Origin of the sequence: Xanthomonas sp. fls2-241-TYG-148, from assembly GCF_030208815.1 — a bacterium.
GTDB classification, from domain to species: domain Bacteria; phylum Pseudomonadota; class Gammaproteobacteria; order Xanthomonadales; family Xanthomonadaceae; genus Xanthomonas; species Xanthomonas campestris.
Genome location: NZ_JARVTE010000001.1, coordinates 963558 through 981329, shown reverse-complemented (window position 1 = coordinate 981329; position 17772 = coordinate 963558). Strand labels below are relative to the sequence as shown.

Genomic DNA, 17772 nt, shown 5'->3' with positions numbered 1-17772 from the left:
TGAGCGTCAACCGTAAACCGCAAGCACCGTCCGTCGTGTGGTGAGGAGATCTGCAATGAGTCGTCGTGTTGTCGTTACCGGCATGGGCATGGTGTCGCCGCTGGGCAATGATCTGGCCACCAGTTGGGATGGGATCATCCACGGTCGCTCGGGCATTGGCCCGATCACGCAGATCGATGCCTCGCAGTTCACCACCAAGATCGCGGGCGAGATCAAGAATTTCGATCCCACCCAGTTTGTGTCCGCCAAGGACGTCAAGAAGATGGATTCGTTCATCCACTACGGTGTCGGCGCCTCGTTCATGGCGCTGGACGATTCCGGGCTGGAGATCGATGAAAGCAATGCCGAACGCGTGGGCGCCATTCTGGGCTCCGGTATCGGCGGGCTGCTCGGCATCGAAGAGCAGACCATCAAATTCCATGAGGGCGGCGCGCGCAAGATTTCGCCGTTCTATGTGCCCAGCACCATCATCAACATGCTGCCGGGCCAGGTGAGCCTGATCAAAGGCCTGAAGGGCCCGACGTTCTCGGCCGTGTCGGCCTGCGCCACCTCCAACCATTCGATCGGCACCGCGATGCGCATGATCCAGCACGGCGATGCCGACGTGATGCTGGCTGGTGGCGCCGAGCGCGGTTCGTCCCCAAGTTCGGTGGGCGGGTTCTGCGCCATGAAGGCGATGTCCACGCGCAACGACGACCCCACCGCTGCATCGCGTCCGTGGGACAAGCAGCGCGACGGGTTCGTGCTGGGTGACGGCGCCGGCGTGCTGGTGCTGGAAGAGTACGAACACGCCAAGGCACGTGGCGCGCGCATCTATGCAGAGCTGGTCGGTTTCGGTGCCAGTTCGGATGCGTTCCACATGACCGCACCCAGTGAAGATGGCGAAGGCGCGGCGCGCAGCATGGCCGCAGCGATGCGCGACGCCAAGCTCAACCCCGAGCAGATCGGCTACCTCAATGCGCACGGCACCTCCACGCCGCTGGGCGATCTGGCCGAAACCATGGCGATGAAGCGTGCGCTGGGCGACCACGCGTACAAGACCATGGTCAGCTCGACCAAGTCGATGACCGGCCACCTGCTCGGCGCGGCCGGCGGCGTGGAAGCGATCTTCTCGGTGATGGCGCTGCATACCGGCATCATCCCGCCGACCATCAACCTGGAAGAGCCCAGCGAAGGCTGCGATCTGGATTACGTGCCCAACGTGGCGCGCGAGGTGCAGGTGGATGCGGTGATGTCCAACGGCTTCGGCTTTGGCGGCACCAACGGCACCCTGGTGTTCAAGCGCATCTGAGCCATTGGTCCTGCGCCGCAATGGCGCAGGGTCGCGATGGGCTGCAACGCGTCGCGCGTTCGGCCCGTTGTGTCTTCTGCTGATTTACCGTGTGGTGTGCGGCGCGCTGGTTGTCACCGGCGCGCAGCGCCGCATCCGTCCCTCCACGCCAAGCCAGGCTGATGACGCTGACCCGACCACTGCACGCGGACATCGACCTGCTGGCGCTGCATCGCTTGGCACCGCAGCGGTATCCCGCGCTGCTGGAATCCAGCGCGTCGGGCACCGCGCACGGGCGTTGGGATGTGTTGCTGCTGGCGCAGGGCGTGCAGCTGCGTCTGGACCCGGACGGCTGCACCCGCAACGGTGACGGCCAGCTGCTGGAAGGCGGCTTTCTCGACGCCCTGGATGCAGCCTGGCAGGCCGAGCGCCTGCCGCACGAGGGAGATCGTTCGTGGCCGTTTCGCGGTGGCTGGGCGGTGCTGCTGGACTATGAGGTGGCCGCACAGGTCGAGCCGATCCTGCGCCTGCCCATGCGCAGCGACGCCGCGCCCGCGGCATTGGCTCTGCGGGCGCCGGCGGCGGTGCTGCGCGACCGCATGGACGGGCGCTGCTTCGCCGTGGCCGAGCCGGGGCGCGAAGACCTGCTGCAGCAGATTGACGACGACATCACCGCCTGCGCCAGCCTGCCAGCCTTGCCTGCCTGGGCAGCGCCGACGCTGGTGCAGGAAGACCCGCCCGAGCAATTCACCGATGCGGTGCTGCGGGTGCTGGACTATCTGCGTGCCGGCGACGTGTTCCAGGCCAATATCTCGCGCGCCTGGCAGGCGCAGTTCGATCGGCCCGTCGACCCTGCCGCCTTGCATGCGCGGCTGCGTGCGGCCAATCCGGCGCCGTTTTCCGGCCTGTTCGTGGCGGCCGGGCGCGCGGTGGTGAGTTCTTCGCCGGAGCGGTTGGTGTCGGTGCACGGGCAGTTGGTGCAGACCCGGCCGATTGCTGGCACTCGTGCGCGCTTTGCCGGTGACGATGATGCCGCGCGCATCCGCGAGCTGGTCGGTCATCCGAAGGAGCGCGCCGAACACGTGATGCTGATCGACCTGGAGCGCAACGACCTGGGCCGCATCTGCGCGCCGGGTAGCGTGGAGGTGGACGAGCTGATGGGTGTGGAGAGCTATGCGCACGTGCATCACATCGTCAGCAATGTCCGCGGCCGGTTGCGGCAGGGCGTCACCCCTGGCCAGGTGATTGCGGCCGTATTCCCGGGCGGCACCATCACCGGGTGCCCGAAGGTGCGCTGCATGCAGATCATTGCCGAGCTGGAACAGACCGCGCGCGGCGCCTATACCGGCGCGTTCGGTTGGCTCAACCGCGACGGCGACATGGATCTGAACATCCTGATCCGCACCGCCGAAGTAACCGGCAGCCAGGTGCGGTTCCGCACCGGTGCCGGCATCGTGGTGGATTCGGACCCGCAACGGGAACTGGACGAAACCCGTGCCAAGGCGCGCGGGCTGCTGCGTGCGCTGGATCCGGCATGAGTACTTCAACGGCACATCACCGGCGCGCGGTATCCTGCGCGGCGCTGGAGCAATGACGAGGTGGGTGTGGCGGTAACTGGCAAACGCGGATGTCTGGCCGTGCTGGGGACGGTGCTGTTGCTTGCGGCGCTGCTGGCGATCGCGGCCGTGGTGGCGTGGCGGCACTACGTGCATTTTGCCGAGACGCCGATCACTGCGAGCACGCCCAGCGTGGTCATCGCGCCCGGCGATTCGCTCAAGGCCACGCTGCGCAAGCTGCGCGAGGCCGGGGTGCAGGAGGGTAGTGATCTCGAATGGCAGTTGCTGGCCCGCCAGGTGGATGCGGCCGGCAAGCTCAAGGTGGGCGAATACGCGCTGACGCCGGCGTTGTCGCCGCGTGCGCTGTTATTGCGCATGCGCCAGGGCCGGGTGATCCAGTACCGCTTCACCCTGGTGGAAGGCTGGAACTTCCGTCAGCTGCGTGCGGCCCTGGGCACGGCCACGCCGCTGCAGCAGACCATCGCGGGCCTGGACGATGCCGCACTGATGGCGCGGCTGGGCTTTGCCGGCCAGCATCCGGAAGGGCGCTTTCTGCCCGAAACGTATTTGTACCAGCGCGGCGACAGCGACCTGGACGTGCTTAGGCGCGCGCATGCGGCAATGGACAAGGCGCTGGCGCAGGCCTGGGAACAGCGCGCCCCGCAACTGCCGCTGAGCTCGCCCGAACAGGCGTTGATCCTGGCCTCCATCATCGAGAAGGAAACCGCACTGGGCACCGAGCGGCCGCAGATCGCGGGCGTATTCGTGCGCCGCCTGCAGATGGGCATGAAGCTGCAGACCGACCCGACCGTGATCTACGGCATCGGCAGCAGCTACGACGGCAACATCCGCCGCCGCGATCTCACCACCGACACGCCGTACAACACCTATACCCGCACCGGCCTGACGCCCACGCCGATCGCCATGCCGGGCCGCGAGGCACTGCTGGCCGCCGTACGCCCGGCGCCGGGCAACGCGCTGTACTTCGTCGCGGTGGGCGATGGCAGCGGTGCGCATGCGTTTTCGGCCACCCTGGACGAACACAATGCGGCGGTGGCGCGCTATCTGCAGCGCCGCCGTCAGCCGGAGCCCACACCATGACGCCTGCGTTTTCACCCTGGCAACAACGCGCCTACGACCAGACCCTGGCCGCGCTGGATGCCGGCCGGCTCGGACATGGCCTGCTGATCTGCGGCCCGGACGGGCTGGGCAAGCGCGCGGTGGCGTTGGCGCTGGCCGAGCACGTGCTGGCCAGTGCGCCGGATCCGGCAGTGGCGCAGCGCACCCGTCAGCTGCTCGCCGCCGGCACGCATCCGGATCTGCAACTGGTGTCGTTCATTGCCAACCGCACCGGCGACAAGCTGCGCACCGAGATCGTTATCGAACAGGTGCGCGAGATCTCGCAGAAACTGTCGCTGACGCCGCAGTACGGCATCGCCCAGGTAGTGATCGTCGACCCGGCCGATGCGATCAACCGCGCCGCCTGCAATGCCTTGCTCAAGACGCTGGAAGAACCCTCGCCGGGCCGCTACCTGTGGTTGATCAGTGCGCAGCCGGCGCGCTTGCCGGCCACCATCCGCAGCCGCTGCCAGCGCCTGGAATTCAAGCTGCCGCCGGCCCACGAAGCGCTGGCCTGGCTGCTGACCCAAGGCGTCAGCGAACGTGCGGCACAGGAGGCGCTGGAGGCCGCGCGTGGCCATCCCGGGCTTGCCGCCCAGTGGCTGCGCGAAGACGGCCTGGCCGTGCGCCGCGCCGTGGCGCAGGACCTGGAGCAGATCGCCAGTGGCCGCGTCGGCGCGGTGGACGTGGCGCAGCGCTGGACCAACGATGGCCAGGCCGATCAGCGTCTGCGGCATGCCGCCGACCTGGCGTTGGCGCAGGCATCGGCCGGCTTGACCGATCCATCGCGGTTGCACAAGCTGGCGACATGGTTCGACGCCGCCAATCGCACCCGTGATTTGTTGCGCACCACCGTCCGCGCCGATCTGGCGGTGGCGGAATTGTTGCTGGCCTGGCGCGAGGGAGAGCGCCCGGCCCGTTCTAGGGGAACTCGATGAGTGCAATGAATGCACGCCAAGGCATTTTGTCGCTGGCGTTGAAGGACAAGGCCGCGCTGTACAGCGCCTACATGCCGTTCGTGAAAAGTGGCGGCATCTTCGTGCCGACGCCCAAGCGCTACATGCTGGGCGATGAGGTATTTCTGCTGTTGACGCTGCCCGATTCCAGCGAGCGTCTCCCGGTCGCCGGCAAGGTGGTGTGGACCACGCCTGCGGGCGCGCAGGGCAACCGCGCGGCCGGCATCGGCGTGCAGTTCCCGGACGGCCCGGAAGGCGAGGCGGTGCGCAACAAGATCGAAACGCTGCTGGCTGGTTTGACAACCTCGGACAAGCCGACCCACACGATGTAAGGCAGGCAATCGCCGCGGCCGATGGCGCGCGGCGAACGCAAGACTGGGCCACAGGTGCGCTGCATGCGCGTGGTGATCGTGGGGCGGCGGCACGGCGGTTTCAGTGCGTTGCGCCACGCGGTAAACAACTGTTGACGATCTCCGCCGCTGCCCTATAATGTGCGGCTCGCGTCACCGGGCGGTTAGCTCAGCGGTAGAGCATTGCCTTCACACGGCAAGGGTCACAGGTTCGATCCCTGTACCGCCCACCATGATGTCGAAGACCAGGCCACCCTTGCGGTGGCCTTTGTCGTTTCAGGGCGCTCGGTCAGCGCAGTGGAACTGCAGTCGCATTGCGTGCACGCGCGACGTACACCCGCGTGTAAGAGGTTTTTTCACCTGCCGGTAGCGGTGGTGCGCGGAAGGTAGCGCGCAGATGCAGCGGCGGTGCGGATGGGGTGGGGACGAAGCGCTGCGACGGGAACGATCGGTTCACTTGCAGGCAGCCCCGACAGTCCCCCTGCAGCGCAGCGACCCTGACGCGCTACTCGACGGAGACAGACCCATGCGTACGCAAAGTCGAATGATGGTGGCTGGAACACGCCGGTTTCCGGTGTATGAGGTGCGCGTCAGCGAGCAGGGTGCGGTGACGCGCCATTACACCGTCGGCGAGCTGGGCGTGTGCTTCGATGATCTGGCCGCTGCAGCCGCCTCGGCACAGAGCCTGGCGGACACGGCCGATCTGGTGATGCCGCCTGCGCCCGGCGATCTGCAGCTGGCGTTGCGCTGACGCTTCGCCTCCTTCGGCGGCTAGCCGCCGCGCGGTCGCTGTGGCGGTGTGATGTGCGTTCGACGCGTGCGCTGCGGCGTGCGTCACTTTTTTGCCAGGCCGATGAATCCCAGCCGGCCGCAATGGGATTGCGGTGGCGTCTGCTTATTGCAGGCCCGTGGGAGAACCGCCATCCTGCTCGGCCCTGGATTCAACGAAGGAGTGGCGATGAAGACGCTGCTTGGAACTGCATTGGCTGCGAGCCTGCTCCTGCTGGCCGGTTGCGCCAAGGACATGGGCGAAGAATTCGTGGGCAAGTGGGTCAACGCCAAAGCGCCGAAGAACGTGCTGAGCATCGAGCACAACGGCGAGAGTTTCATCATTCGCGATACCCGGCCCGAGCTGTTCGGCAACGGGGTGAAAACCAAGAATTATCCGGCGGTACTGCGTGGCGATGTGCTGCAGGTTTCCAATGGCGTGGGCACCATCAACTACGCCATCGATCAGTCGACCGGCAACCTGAGCACCGGCGAATCCGAGTACACACCGGTCAAGTAGTGCGTGCCTGCGGGCGCAGGTGCTGCGTCAGTCGCAAAAGCCGTGCCGCGGCGATCTGTTCTAGCGCTAGCACTCAAGCGCGCGCGTGCGCCGGTCACTGCGAAGAAGCGAGCCCCTGTGCCTGCATCCAGCGCCAGAGGGTGGTGCGCGAGACGCCCAGCGCTTTGGCCGCAGCCGCGCGGTTGCCCTGCGCACGGTCCAGTGCCGCACGTACCAATGTCGCGGTGAGGTGCGCGCGCGAGCTGGCTGCGTCGGCGGAGGTGGAATCGTAGGCCGCTGGCGTGCTGGCATCGGCCAGCTCCGGGGCCCAGGCCTCGAGCTGGGCCAGACTCACCTGGCCCTGCGCTTGCGCCTTCCAATGGATGCACAAACGCTCGACCAGGTTACGTAGCTCACGCACGTTGCCGGGCCAGGCGTGCTGTTGCAGTCGCTGCAGCGCAGCGGGCGAGAGTGGCAATGCCGTCTCGCTGCCGTGTTGCGCGTAGTGCGTGAGTAACAAGGCGATGTCGTCTGGGCGATTCCGTAGTGGCGGCAGTGCGATGCGCAACGCGGCCAGGCGATAAAACAGGTCGCGGCGGAAGCGGCCTTGGTCGACGAGTGTCTGCAACGACTGCAAGCTCGCCGCCACCACGCGCACATCGACCGGTACCGGTACGGTGGCGCCGACGCGCAGCACTTCGCGTTCTTCCAGGACACGCAGCAGGCGGGTCTGCAGCGGCAGTGGGAGCTCGCCGATTTCATCGAGAAACAGGGTGCCGTCCTGCGCGGCTTCGATCAGCCCTGTGTGGCCGCCGCGCCGCGCGCCGGTGAAGGCGCCATCGCTGTAGCCGAACAGTTCCGCTTCCAGCAGCGACTCGGTGATCGCGCCGCAGTTGATCGCCACAAACCGGCCCCGGCGGCGGCTGCCGGCGTGCAGCTGCCGCGCAACCAGCTCCTTGCCGGTGCCGGTCTCTCCGCTGATCAACACGGTGCTGGCGTGCGGCGCGTACAGCTGCACCAGTGCACGCACCTGCACCATGGCGGCGTCTTCGCCGAGCAGTGCGGCCGGTTGGTTACGCGTGCGGCGTGTGGCATTGCGTAGAGCGGGGGCTGCGCTGCTGGGCGCGGTGGCCAGGGCGATTGCCTGGTCGAGCGCCAGGCGCACCGAATCGGCCGAGTACAACAACACGCCGGGCAGGCCGGCCTGTTCGGCGAAGTCGATCGCCATGCCGGTTCCGACAATCACCTGGATGCCGCTGGCACGCAGGTCGGCGATGCAGTCGCGCGCGTCCTCGGCAGTGACGAAGCGGCGGTGGGCGATGTCCAGCGCGAAGCTGTCCTGGAACGGCTGAAATGACGGCACGTCGGTGGCATGGGTGACCACGCCGATGCGCGGTGCGATGCGGCGCGCGCGCGCTAGGGCTTCCATCAGGTCGAAGCCGGTGGCCTGGATCGGCGCCAGCGGCAGCGGTAGCCGGCTGCGCAGGTAGGCGGCATTGGAGCCGCCGGCTACCAACACGTCGCAGCGCTCGCGGCGCAGGCGTTGGCCGATGACCTCGACCGCCTCGGCAAAGCCGAGGTTGATCTGCTCGATGCGTGCGCGCTGGTCGAACTCGGGAATGACATCGGCCAGCAGGCCGGTCAGGCGGGACACGCTGACCGTCCAGATCACAGGCTGGGTGCCATCCGCAGGAGCGACGAAGGAGGAGTGGGCCATGATTCGCTGACGTTTCAGTGATGTTGCATGGTGCTCCGCCTGTTTCATTGATGCAACGCTGTGCGTGCACGCGATCAGTCACATCAATGGCTTACGGTTGGCACGCACCTTGCGCTACTGCAGTCATCCCATCTCAGGAATCGCCATGACGTCCTTGCCCCTGTCTTCCGCTGGCGCCCGGTTCCGCGCAGCCCTGGCCGCCGAATCGCCGTTGCAGGTGATCGGCGCCATCAACGCCAACCACGCGCTGCTGGCGCAACGCGCCGGTTATCAGGCCATCTACCTCTCCGGCGGCGGGGTGGCGGCCGGGTCGTTGGGCTTGCCGGATCTGGGCATCAACACCCTGGAAGACGTGCTGATCGATGTGCGCCGCATCACCGATGTCTGCGCGCTGCCGTTGCTGGTGGACGTGGACACCGGCTTCGGGCCGAGCGCGTTCAATATCGAACGCACCATCAAGTCGCTGATCAAGGCGGGCGCGGCCGGCTGCCATATCGAAGATCAGGTCGGCGCCAAGCGCTGCGGCCATCGCCCGGGCAAGGAGATCGTCAGCCAGGGCGAGATGGTGGATCGGGTCAAGGCAGCGGCCGATGCCAAGACCGATCCGGCGTTCTTCCTGATTGCGCGAACCGACGCGATCCAGATGGAAGGCGTGGATGCCGCGATCGAACGCGCGATTGCCTGCGTGGAGGCGGGCGCGGATGGCATCTTTGCCGAGGCCGCCTATGACCTGGAGACCTACCAGCGCTTCGTTGATGCGGTGCGCGTGCCGGTGCTGGCCAACATCACCGAATTCGGCAAGACGCCGCTGTTCACGCGCGACCAACTCGCACAGGCCGGCGTGGCGATCCAGTTGTTTCCGCTGTCTGCCTTCCGCGCTGCCAACAAGGCCGCCGAAGCGGTGTACACCGCAATTCGCCGCGATGGGCATCAGAATGCCGTGCTGGAAAGCATGCAGACGCGCGAAGAGTTGTACGAGCGCATCGGCTACCACGATTACGAACAGCGACTGGATGCCTTGTTCGCGCGCAAGGGCGCATGATCGCGCTGCGCAGCACGTCGCCGGTGCCATCCCGTTAGTCATTTCGCGACACGCCATATCTGAAGAGGTCATCGCATGAACGACACCGTCATTCCTGGTTTCAAGCCGAAGAAATCGGTTGCCCTGTCCGGCACCGCCGCCGGCAATACCGCGCTGTGCACCGTGGGGCGCAGCGGCAACGATCTGCACTACCGTGGTTACGACATTCTGGACCTGGCCACCAGCAGCGAATTCGAAGAGATCGCGTATCTGCTGGTGCACGGCAAGCTCCCCAACAGTGGCGAGCTGCGTGGTTACAAGGCCAAGCTGCGCTCGCTGCGCGGCGTGCCGGCGGCGGTGAAAACTGCGCTGGAACAGCTGCCGCCCTCGGCGCACCCGATGGATGTGATGCGCACCGGCGTTTCCGTGCTCGGCTGCCTGCAGCCGGAAAAGGACGACCACAACCATCCAGGTGCGCGCGACATCGCCGACAAGCTGATGGCCAGCCTGGGCTCGATGCTGCTGTACTGGTACCACTACAGCCACAACGGCAAGCGTATCGAGGTGGAGACCGACGACGATTCGATCGGTGGGCATTTCCTGCACCTGTTGCACGGCTTTGCGCCGAAGGAATCCTGGGTGCGCGCGATGCACACCAGCCTGATCCTGTATGCCGAGCACGAATTCAATGCGTCGACGTTTGCGAGCCGCGTCATCGCTGGCACCGGTAGCGACATGTATAGCGCCATTGCCGGCGGCATCGGCGCGTTGCGTGGCCCCAAGCATGGCGGCGCCAACGAAGTGGCATTCGAAGTGCAGAAGCGCTACGACACGCCGGATGAGGCCGAGGCCGACATCAAGGCACGGGTGGAGCGCAAGGAAGTGGTGATCGGCTTCGGCCATCCGGTGTACACGGTGTCCGACCCGCGCAACAAGGTGATCAAGGGCGTGGCCCGCGAGCTGTCGGACGAGCAGGGCAGCCGCAAGATGTACGACATCGCCGAGCGCCTGGAAACGGTGATGTGGGACATCAAGAAGATGTTCCCGAACCTGGATTGGTTCAGTGCGGTGAGCTACCACATGATGGGCGTGCCGACGGCGATGTTCACGCCGCTGTTCGTGCTGGCACGCACGGCCGGCTGGAGCGCGCACATCATCGAGCAGCGTGTGGACGGCAAGATCATCCGCCCCTCGGCCAACTACACCGGGCCGGAAGACCAGGCGTTTGTGCCGCTGGATCAGCGCGCCTGAGCAGGCATTGCAGGTTGCGCTGTTGAACGATTGCCCTGCTTCTTGAGCAGATCGCCGGAGAACAGCGCAACTTTGTACTTGCAAACACCGCACAGCCCTGCAGCCTTTACCCGATTCCCGATTCCCGATTCCCGATTCCCGATTCCCGATTCCCGATTCCCGCTCCAAAGCCCCCGCCCGCTTCGTGATGTCGCCAGCCATGAACAACTCGTACCGCAAGCCCTTGCCGGGCACCTCGTTGGACTATTTCGATGCCCGCGCCGCGGTGGATGCGTTGCAGCCCGGTGCGTATGCCACGCTGCCGTACACCGCGCGCGTGCATGCCGAAAACCTGGTGCGCCGCGTCGATCCGCAATACGTGGACGCCTATCTGCGGCAGTTGATCGAGCGCAAGCGCGACCTGGATTTTCCGTGGTTTCCGGCGCGCGTGGTCTGTCACGACATCCTCGGGCAGACCGCATTGGTGGATCTGGCCGGGTTGCGTGATGCCATTGCCGAGCAGGGCGGTGACCCGGCGCAGGTCAATCCGGTGGTGCCAGTGCAGTTGATCGTGGATCACTCGCTGGCGGTGGAATATGCCGGCTTCGACAAGCAGGCCTTCGCCAAGAATCGTGGCGTGGAAGACCGCCGCAATGCCGACCGGTTCCACTTCATTGAATGGACCAAGCGGGCATTCGAGAACGTGGAAGTGATCCCGCCGGGCAACGGGATCATGCATCAGATCAATCTGGAAAAAATGTCGCCGGTGATCTACGTGCAGGACGGTGTGGCGTTTCCGGATACCTGCGTGGGCACCGACAGCCACACCCCGCACGTGGATGCGTTGGGCGTAATTGCCGTGGGCGTTGGTGGCCTGGAAGCGGAGAACGTGATGCTGGGCCGCGCTTCGTGGATGCGGCTGCCGGACATCATTGGCGTGGAGTTGCTGGGGCGGCCGGCGCCGGGTATCACCGCCACCGACATCGTGCTGGCGCTGACCGAATTCCTGCGCCAGCAGCGCGTGGTGGGCGCGTACCTGGAGTTCTACGGTGCGGGTGCCAGTGCGCTGACCATCGGCGACCGCGCCACCATTTCCAACATGACGCCGGAGTTCGGCGCCACCGCGGCGATGTTCTACATCGACCAGCAGACGCTGGACTACCTGCGCCTGACCGGGCGCGAAGACACGCAGATTGCGCTGGTGGAAACCTACGCACGCCAGACCGGCTTGTGGGCCGACGATCTGGTCACCGCGCAGTACGAGCGCGTGCTGCAGTTCGATCTGTCCAGCGTGGTCCGCAACATGGCCGGGCCGTCGAACCCGCACAAGCGCGTGGCGACCAGCGAGCTGGCCAGCCGTGGCATTGCCGCTGCGTGGGAGCAGGTGCCTGGGCAGATGCCCGATGGTGCGGTCATCATCGCGGCGATTACCTCGTGCACCAATACCTCCAATCCGCGCAACGTCATCGCCGCCGGCTTGCTGGCGCGCAATGCGAACGCGCGCGGGCTCACCCGCAAACCATGGGTGAAGAGCTCGCTGGCGCCCGGCTCCAAGGCGGTGCAGCTGTATCTGGAAGAGGCCGGCTTGCTTGGCGAGCTGGAGCAGCTGGGCTTCGGCATCGTGGCGTTTGCCTGCACTACCTGCAACGGCATGAGCGGCGCGCTGGACCCGGTGATCCAGCAGGAAATCATCGAACGCGACCTGTATGCCACCGCGGTGTTGTCGGGCAACCGCAATTTCGATGGGCGCATTCACCCGTACGCGAAGCAGGCTTTTCTCGCGTCGCCGCCGTTGGTGATTGCCTACGCCATCGCCGGCACGGTGCGCTTCGATATCGAGAAGGATGTCCTGGGCGTGGATGCCGAGGGTGTGCCGGTCACGCTCAAGGACCTGTGGCCCAGCGATGCGGAGATCGATGCGGTGGTCGCGCGCAGCGTGAAGCCGGAGCATTTCCGCAGCGTGTACGAGCCGATGTTCAGGCGCAGTGGCCTGCAAGGTGCACGCGTCAGCCCCTTGTACGACTGGCGCGCGCAGAGCACCTACATCCGCCGCCCACCGTATTGGGAGGGCGCGCTGGCAGGTGCGCGCACCTTGCAGGGCATGCGCCCGCTGGCGGTGTTGGGCGACAACATCACCACCGATCACCTCTCGCCGTCCAATGCGATTCTCGCCAGCAGCGCGGCCGGTGAATATCTAACGCAGATGGGCGTGCCGGAAGAAGACTTCAATTCCTACGCCACCCACCGTGGCGACCATCTCACCGCGCAGCGGGCGACCTTTGCCAACCCCAAGCTGGTGAATGAAATGGCGGTGGTCGATGGCCAGGTCACCGCCGGTTCGCTGGCGCGGCTGGAGCCGGAAAGGCAAGTGCTGCGCATGTGGGAGGCGATCGAAACCTACATGCAGCGCAAGCAGCCGTTGATCATCATTGCCGGTGCCGATTACGGGCAAGGCTCGTCGCGCGATTGGGCGGCCAAGGGCGTGCGACTGGCCGGTGTGGAGGCGATCGTGGCCGAAGGGTTCGAGCGGATTCACCGTACGAACCTAATCGGCATGGGCGTGTTGCCGCTGGAGTTCAAGCCGGGGACCGACCGCAAGACGCTGGGTATCGATGGCAGCGAGACGTTCGATGTGGTTGGCGAACGCACCCCGGGCGCAACGCTGACGCTGTCGGTGCATCGACGCAACGGCGAGCAGTTGCAGGTGCCGGTGACCTGCCGCCTGGATACCGCAGAAGAAGTGTCGATCTACGAGGCGGGCGGTGTGCTGCAGCGGTTTGCACAGGATTTTCTGGAAGCAATCAAGGCAGCCTGAAGATGCGCCAGTACGTCTCGCCCAGCGGCTTGCCGATGCCGCTGCCGGGAGGCACACTTTGGCAATCTTTGCCATCGGAGAGCTGCATGGCCACCATGAACATCTCGCTCCCGGACGAGCTCAAGGAATTTGTCGACCAGCAGGTCCTGGAACATGCTTACGGCTCGAGCAGCGAATATCTGCGCGAGCTGATCCGTATGCAGCGTGATGCGCAAAGCCTGCGCGCGCTGTTGCTGGACGGCGCAGAGTCCGGGCCTGCTGTTGCGATGGAGGCCGACTTCTTTGACAGCATGCGCGCCCGTGCGCATCAGCGCGCTGCCGGAAAATGAAGCCGGCGCGCTGGCGCCCCTTGGCGCTGCGCGATGTCGACGAGGCCGCCGCCTGGTACGGCGCCGAGGGCGGGCTGGCGCTGGAATTGGCCTTTACCAAAGCACTGGAGTCGGCGGTGACCACGCTCATGCGCAATCCGGCGGCCGGTTCGAGCCGCCACGCGGTGGTGCTGAAGCTGCCGCAGATTCGTGTCTGGCCGCTCAAGCGGTTTCCCTATCTGCTGTTCTACAACGAGCGCGCAACCGACATCGTCATCTGGCGTGTCCTGCACATGCAACGCGATATTCCTGCGTGGATGAGCGCACATCCGTAACGCCTGGCACGCAGCCCCGCCAAGCCGAGCACGCGGCGCTGCTGCAACGGACGTGTCCACGCACACAACTCAATTCAACCTCACCGAGCAGACATGACCCATTTGCCCCAACTCCGTATCCCCGCCACCTACCTGCGCGGCGGCACCAGCAAGGGCGTGTTCTTCCGCCTGCAGGATCTGCCGCTTGCCGCACAACAGCCGGGACCGGCGCGCGATGCGTTGTTGCTGCGGGTGATCGGTAGCCCGGATCCGTATGGCAAGCAGATCGATGGCATGGGCGGGGCGACGTCGAGCACCAGCAAGAGCGTGATTGTCTGCGCCAGCACGCGGCCGGGGCACGACGTGGACTATCTGTTCGGGCAGGTGTCCATCGACAGTGCCTTCGTGGACTGGAGCGGCAACTGCGGCAATCTGTCGGCGGCGGTGGGGCCGTTCGCGATTGCCAATGGCCTGGTCGATGCGGCACGCGTGCCGAGCGATGGCGTGGCCACGGTGCGGATCTGGCAGGTCAACATCGGCAAGACCATCGTGGCGCACGTACCGATGCGCGCAGGCCAGGTGCAGGAAACCGGCGACTTCGAACTGGATGGCGTGACCTTTCCGGCGGCCGAAGTGCAACTGGAATTCCTGGACCCGGCAGATGCTGCCGAAGGCGAGGGCGGGGCGATGTTCCCGACCGGCAACCTGATCGATGCGCTGGAGGTCCCCGGCCTGGGCACCATCGACGCCACCCTGATCAACGCCGGCATTCCCACCATTTTCGTCAACGCGCGCGACCTGGGCTACACCGGCACCGAGCTGCAGGACGCCATCAATGGCGACCCGCGCGCGCTGACCATGTTCGAAACCCTGCGCGCACACGGCGCGGTGCGCATGGGCCTGATCGCACGCGTGGAGGACGCGGCCACGCGCCAGCACACCCCGAAAGTCGCCTTCGTGGCACCGCCGGCCGACTACACCGCCTCCAGCGGCAAACCGGTGCATGCGGCCGAGGTCGATCTGCTGGTGCGCGCCATGTCGATGGGTAAATTGCACCACGCCATGATGGGGACCGCCGCGGTGGCGATCGGCACCGCCGCCGCTGTGCCGGGCACCCTGGTTAATCTGGCCGCCGGCGGCGCCGCGCGCTCGGCGGTGCGCTTCGGGCACCCGTCCGGCACCTTGCGCGTGGGCGCCGAGGCGACCCAGGTGGGCGGGCAGTGGCAGGTCACCAAGGCGTTGATGAGCCGCAGTGCGCGCGTGCTGATGGAAGGGTGGGTCCGGGTGCCGGCTGATGCTGCCGGGCTCGGGTAATCGGCGCAGCGAAACAGGCCTGACGTCCGCGTCGCTGCGCTGATCCAAGGGGCGGCAGCTGTGTCGTACCGCTGCCGCCAGCGGGGCTGCAGCGCGGAAATTGCACGCCCCTGTTGCATTAATTAGAACGCTATTTAGAATTCCGAAAACTTTTTCGCACGCGCTCTGCCATATTTGTGTAAATCGTGTTAATTCTGTTGCAACGCGGCATGAAAGCCAGGCCGCCCCGTCACCAGAATCCGGAGTCTCCCCATGTCAGCCAGCCGGTCGCTTCAGGTCAGCGCGCTCGCCGTTGCCGTCGCTTCCCTTCTTCCGTTCTACGCTGCGGCCCAGCAGGCGCCCAGCGATGACGGCATTGCGCGTCTGGACGCGGTCAAGGTCACGGTGGAGCGCCGCTCGGAAGACTCCAAGGACGTGCCCGTGTCCGCCTCGGTGCTGCGTCCGGAATTTCTGGATGCCATCTCCACCAGCGGCTCGGACATCCGCGTGCTGGCCGGCAAGGCGCCGAGCCTGAATATCGAATCCTCCAACGGGCGTGTGTTCCCGCGCGTGTATATCCGCGGCTACGGCAACACCGACTTCAACACCTACGCCTCGCAGCCGGTGTCGTTGGTGTACGACGACGTGGTGCAGGAAAACGCCTTCCTCAAGGGCTTCCCGATCTTCGATCTGGAAGGCCTGGAAGTGCTGCGCGGCCCGCAGGGCACGCTGTTCGGCCGCAACACGCCGGCGGGCGTGGTCAAGTTCAATTCGGTCAAGCCGACCATTGGCGCCAATGACGGCTACGCCAGCCTGTCCTACGGCACCTACGGCACCATGACCCTGGAAAGCGGCCTGAGCATCGCCATGGGCGAGCATTGGGCGGCGCGTCTGTCCACGCTGGGCCAGCGCCGCGACGACTGGGTGGAAAACCGCGACGGCCGCGACCTGGAAGGCTATACCGACTCGGCCGTGCGCCTGCAGCTGCTGTACCAGGGCAGCGACACGTTCAGTGCGCTGTTCAACGCGCACGCCCGCCACCTGGACGGCACCGCGCGTCTGTTCCGCGCCAACATCTTCCAGCCGGGCACCAACCAGCTGGTGGATGGCTTCGACCCGGAGCGCGCCTCCATCGATGGCGCCAACAACCAGGAACTGCAGACCTACGGCGGCAGCGCCAATCTGAGCTGGGATCTGGGCGACATCGCGTTGCACTCGATCACCGCCTATGAAGGCATCGGCAAGTACTACAGCCGCGGCGATATCGACGGCGGCTTCGGTGCAGTGTTCGCGCCGCCGTCCGGCCCCGGCCCGATCCCGTTCCCGGTGGAAACCGCCGGCGGCATCAAGAGCCTGGACCAGTACAGCCAGGAGCTGCGTGCCGAATCGCAGTACGCGGGCCCGCTCAACTGGCAGGCTGGCCTGTACTACTTCCATGACGACGTGGAAGGCGAGAACTACACCTACAACACCTTCAGCGGCGGCGATTTGGCCAGCTACCAACTGACCCGTCAGCGCAATACCTCGTGGGCAGCGTTCGGCTCGTTGAACTATGCCGCCACCGACCGCCTGAACCTGCGCGCCGGCATCCGCTACACCTACGACAAGAAGACCTTCGACGTGCTGGCGCTGGACCGCGTCACGCTGGTGGAACCCTCCAGCGGCGAGACCGACAACTCCAAGGTCACCGGCGATGTGGCGGCGACCTTCGCCATCAACGATGCGGTCAACGTCTACGCACGTGCCGCACGCGGTTTCCGCGGCGCCAGCTTTGGTGTGCCTTCGGGCACCGCACCGCTGACCGTGGCCGAGCCGGAGACGGTGGATTCGTTCGAGATCGGCATCAAGTCCGACCTGTTCGACAACCGCGCCCGCATCAGCTTCGACGTCTACGACTTCCGGGTGAAGAACCAGCAGCTCACCGCAGTGGGCGGCGCCTCCAACGATGTGCGCCTGCTCAACGCCGACAAGACCAAGGCACGCGGTGCCGAATTCGACTTCGAAGCGCTGATCACCCAGAACCTGCGTGTGACCGCCGGCGGTGCCTACAACTGGACCCGCATCGAAGACCCGACCCTGTCGGTGGGCGTGTGCCGCACCTGCACCGTAACCGACCCGCTCAACGCCGCCGGCAACGCCATCATCGATGGCAACGCACTGCCGCAGGCATCCAAGTGGATGGCCAACGCTACGCTGCGCTACGGCATCCCGATGGGCGATGACGGCGAGCTGTTCTTCTACACCGACTGGTCCTACCGCAGCGAAGTGAACTTCTTCCTGTACGACTCGCGTGAGTTCGTCGGCCAGCCGTTGGTCGAAGGTGGCGCGAAGATCGGCTACAACTGGGGCGCCGGTGCGTACGAGCTGTCGGTGTTCTGCCGCAACTGCACCAACCAGATCCGCGCCACCGGTGCGATCGACTTCAACAACCTCACCGGTTTCATCAACGACCCGCGCATCGTCGGTGCACAGTTCCGCGCCAATTTCTGATGGCCGGTGTGAGGTAAGCGATCCAGACCGCCGGCTATCATGCCGGCGGTTTTTTTTGTGGTGGAG

At 65.8% G+C, this 17772-nt stretch carries 15 protein-coding genes and 1 tRNA gene; 15 read left to right on the top strand and 1 reads right to left on the bottom strand.

The genetic code is table 11. The features are described 5' to 3' along the window. The first annotated feature begins 55 nt into the window (after positions 1–55). From fabF to QRM60_RS04320, 8 genes are all read left to right on the top strand, one after another. Positions 56–1291: a beta-ketoacyl-ACP synthase II gene (fabF, locus tag QRM60_RS04355; RefSeq protein ID WP_014506895.1), complete on the top strand. Its 1236-nt coding sequence runs from the start codon at positions 56–58 to the stop codon at positions 1289–1291. A 161-nt stretch (positions 1292–1452) separates the two neighbouring features. After that, positions 1453–2808: an aminodeoxychorismate synthase component I gene (locus tag QRM60_RS04350; protein WP_285445687.1), complete on the top strand. Its 1356-nt coding sequence runs from the start codon at positions 1453–1455 to the stop codon at positions 2806–2808. Positions 2809–2868: 60 nt separating this feature from the next. Next, complete coding sequence (gene mltG, locus QRM60_RS04345; RefSeq protein ID WP_285445686.1) at positions 2869–3927, top strand: endolytic transglycosylase MltG; 1059 nt, start codon at positions 2869–2871, stop codon at positions 3925–3927. Beyond that, complete coding sequence (locus QRM60_RS04340; protein ID WP_228438478.1) at positions 3924–4883, top strand: DNA polymerase III subunit delta'; 960 nt, start codon at positions 3924–3926, stop codon at positions 4881–4883. The genes mltG and QRM60_RS04340 overlap by 4 nt, the downstream gene beginning before the upstream one ends. Continuing rightward, a complete protein-coding gene (locus QRM60_RS04335; RefSeq protein ID WP_011036225.1) occupies positions 4880–5233 on the top strand; it encodes a PilZ domain-containing protein in 354 nt (117 codons plus the stop codon). The genes QRM60_RS04340 and QRM60_RS04335 overlap by 4 nt, the downstream gene beginning before the upstream one ends. 176 nt (positions 5234–5409) lie before the next feature. Further along, positions 5410–5484 (top strand) — tRNA-Val (locus tag QRM60_RS04330). A gap of 293 nt (positions 5485–5777) precedes the next feature. After that, complete coding sequence (locus QRM60_RS04325) at positions 5778–6002, top strand: hypothetical protein (protein ID WP_076056285.1); 225 nt, start codon at positions 5778–5780, stop codon at positions 6000–6002. Between the two features lie 207 nt (positions 6003–6209). Then, entirely contained in the window at positions 6210–6539 is a 330-nt protein-coding gene (locus QRM60_RS04320) for a hypothetical protein (RefSeq protein WP_014506900.1), read from the top strand. Between the two features lie 94 nt (positions 6540–6633). On the opposite strand, the gene prpR is transcribed toward QRM60_RS04320, so the two are convergent. Beyond that, positions 6634–8235 carry a propionate catabolism operon regulatory protein PrpR gene (gene prpR, locus QRM60_RS04315; protein ID WP_285445685.1) on the bottom strand — a complete coding sequence of 534 codons (1602 nt, stop codon included), beginning with the start codon at positions 8233–8235 and terminating at the stop codon, positions 6634–6636. 145 nt (positions 8236–8380) lie between these two features. Between prpR and prpB the strand changes: the two genes are divergently transcribed. The 7 genes from prpB to QRM60_RS04280 all read left to right on the top strand — a co-directional run bounded on the left by prpB (position 8381) and on the right by QRM60_RS04280 (position 17706). Further along, positions 8381–9277, top strand: coding sequence for a methylisocitrate lyase (gene prpB, locus QRM60_RS04310; protein ID WP_012439038.1), 897 nt, complete (start codon positions 8381–8383; stop codon positions 9275–9277). Positions 9278–9352: 75 nt separating this feature from the next. Further along, positions 9353–10507 (top strand): 2-methylcitrate synthase, encoded by a 1155-nt coding sequence (prpC, locus tag QRM60_RS04305; protein WP_115555542.1) that lies wholly within the window; start codon positions 9353–9355, stop codon positions 10505–10507. Between the two features lie 199 nt (positions 10508–10706). Then, entirely contained in the window at positions 10707–13301 is a 2595-nt protein-coding gene (gene acnD, locus QRM60_RS04300; protein ID WP_285445684.1) for a Fe/S-dependent 2-methylisocitrate dehydratase AcnD, read from the top strand. Between the two features lie 86 nt (positions 13302–13387). Then, positions 13388–13630, top strand: coding sequence for a type II toxin-antitoxin system ParD family antitoxin (locus QRM60_RS04295; protein WP_019237897.1), 243 nt, complete (start codon positions 13388–13390; stop codon positions 13628–13630). Next, positions 13627–13944, top strand: a complete 318-nt coding sequence (locus QRM60_RS04290; RefSeq protein WP_011036235.1) for a type II toxin-antitoxin system RelE/ParE family toxin — start codon at positions 13627–13629, stop codon at positions 13942–13944. Before QRM60_RS04295 ends, QRM60_RS04290 begins: the two co-directional genes overlap by 4 nt. Before the next feature lie 93 nt (positions 13945–14037). Then, positions 14038–15237, top strand: coding sequence for a 2-methylaconitate cis-trans isomerase PrpF (gene prpF / locus QRM60_RS04285; RefSeq protein ID WP_285445683.1), 1200 nt, complete (start codon positions 14038–14040; stop codon positions 15235–15237). A gap of 252 nt (positions 15238–15489) precedes the next feature. Continuing rightward, positions 15490–17706, top strand: a complete 2217-nt coding sequence (locus tag QRM60_RS04280) for a TonB-dependent receptor (RefSeq protein ID WP_011036237.1) — start codon at positions 15490–15492, stop codon at positions 17704–17706. Positions 17707–17772: the final 66 nt, after the last annotated feature.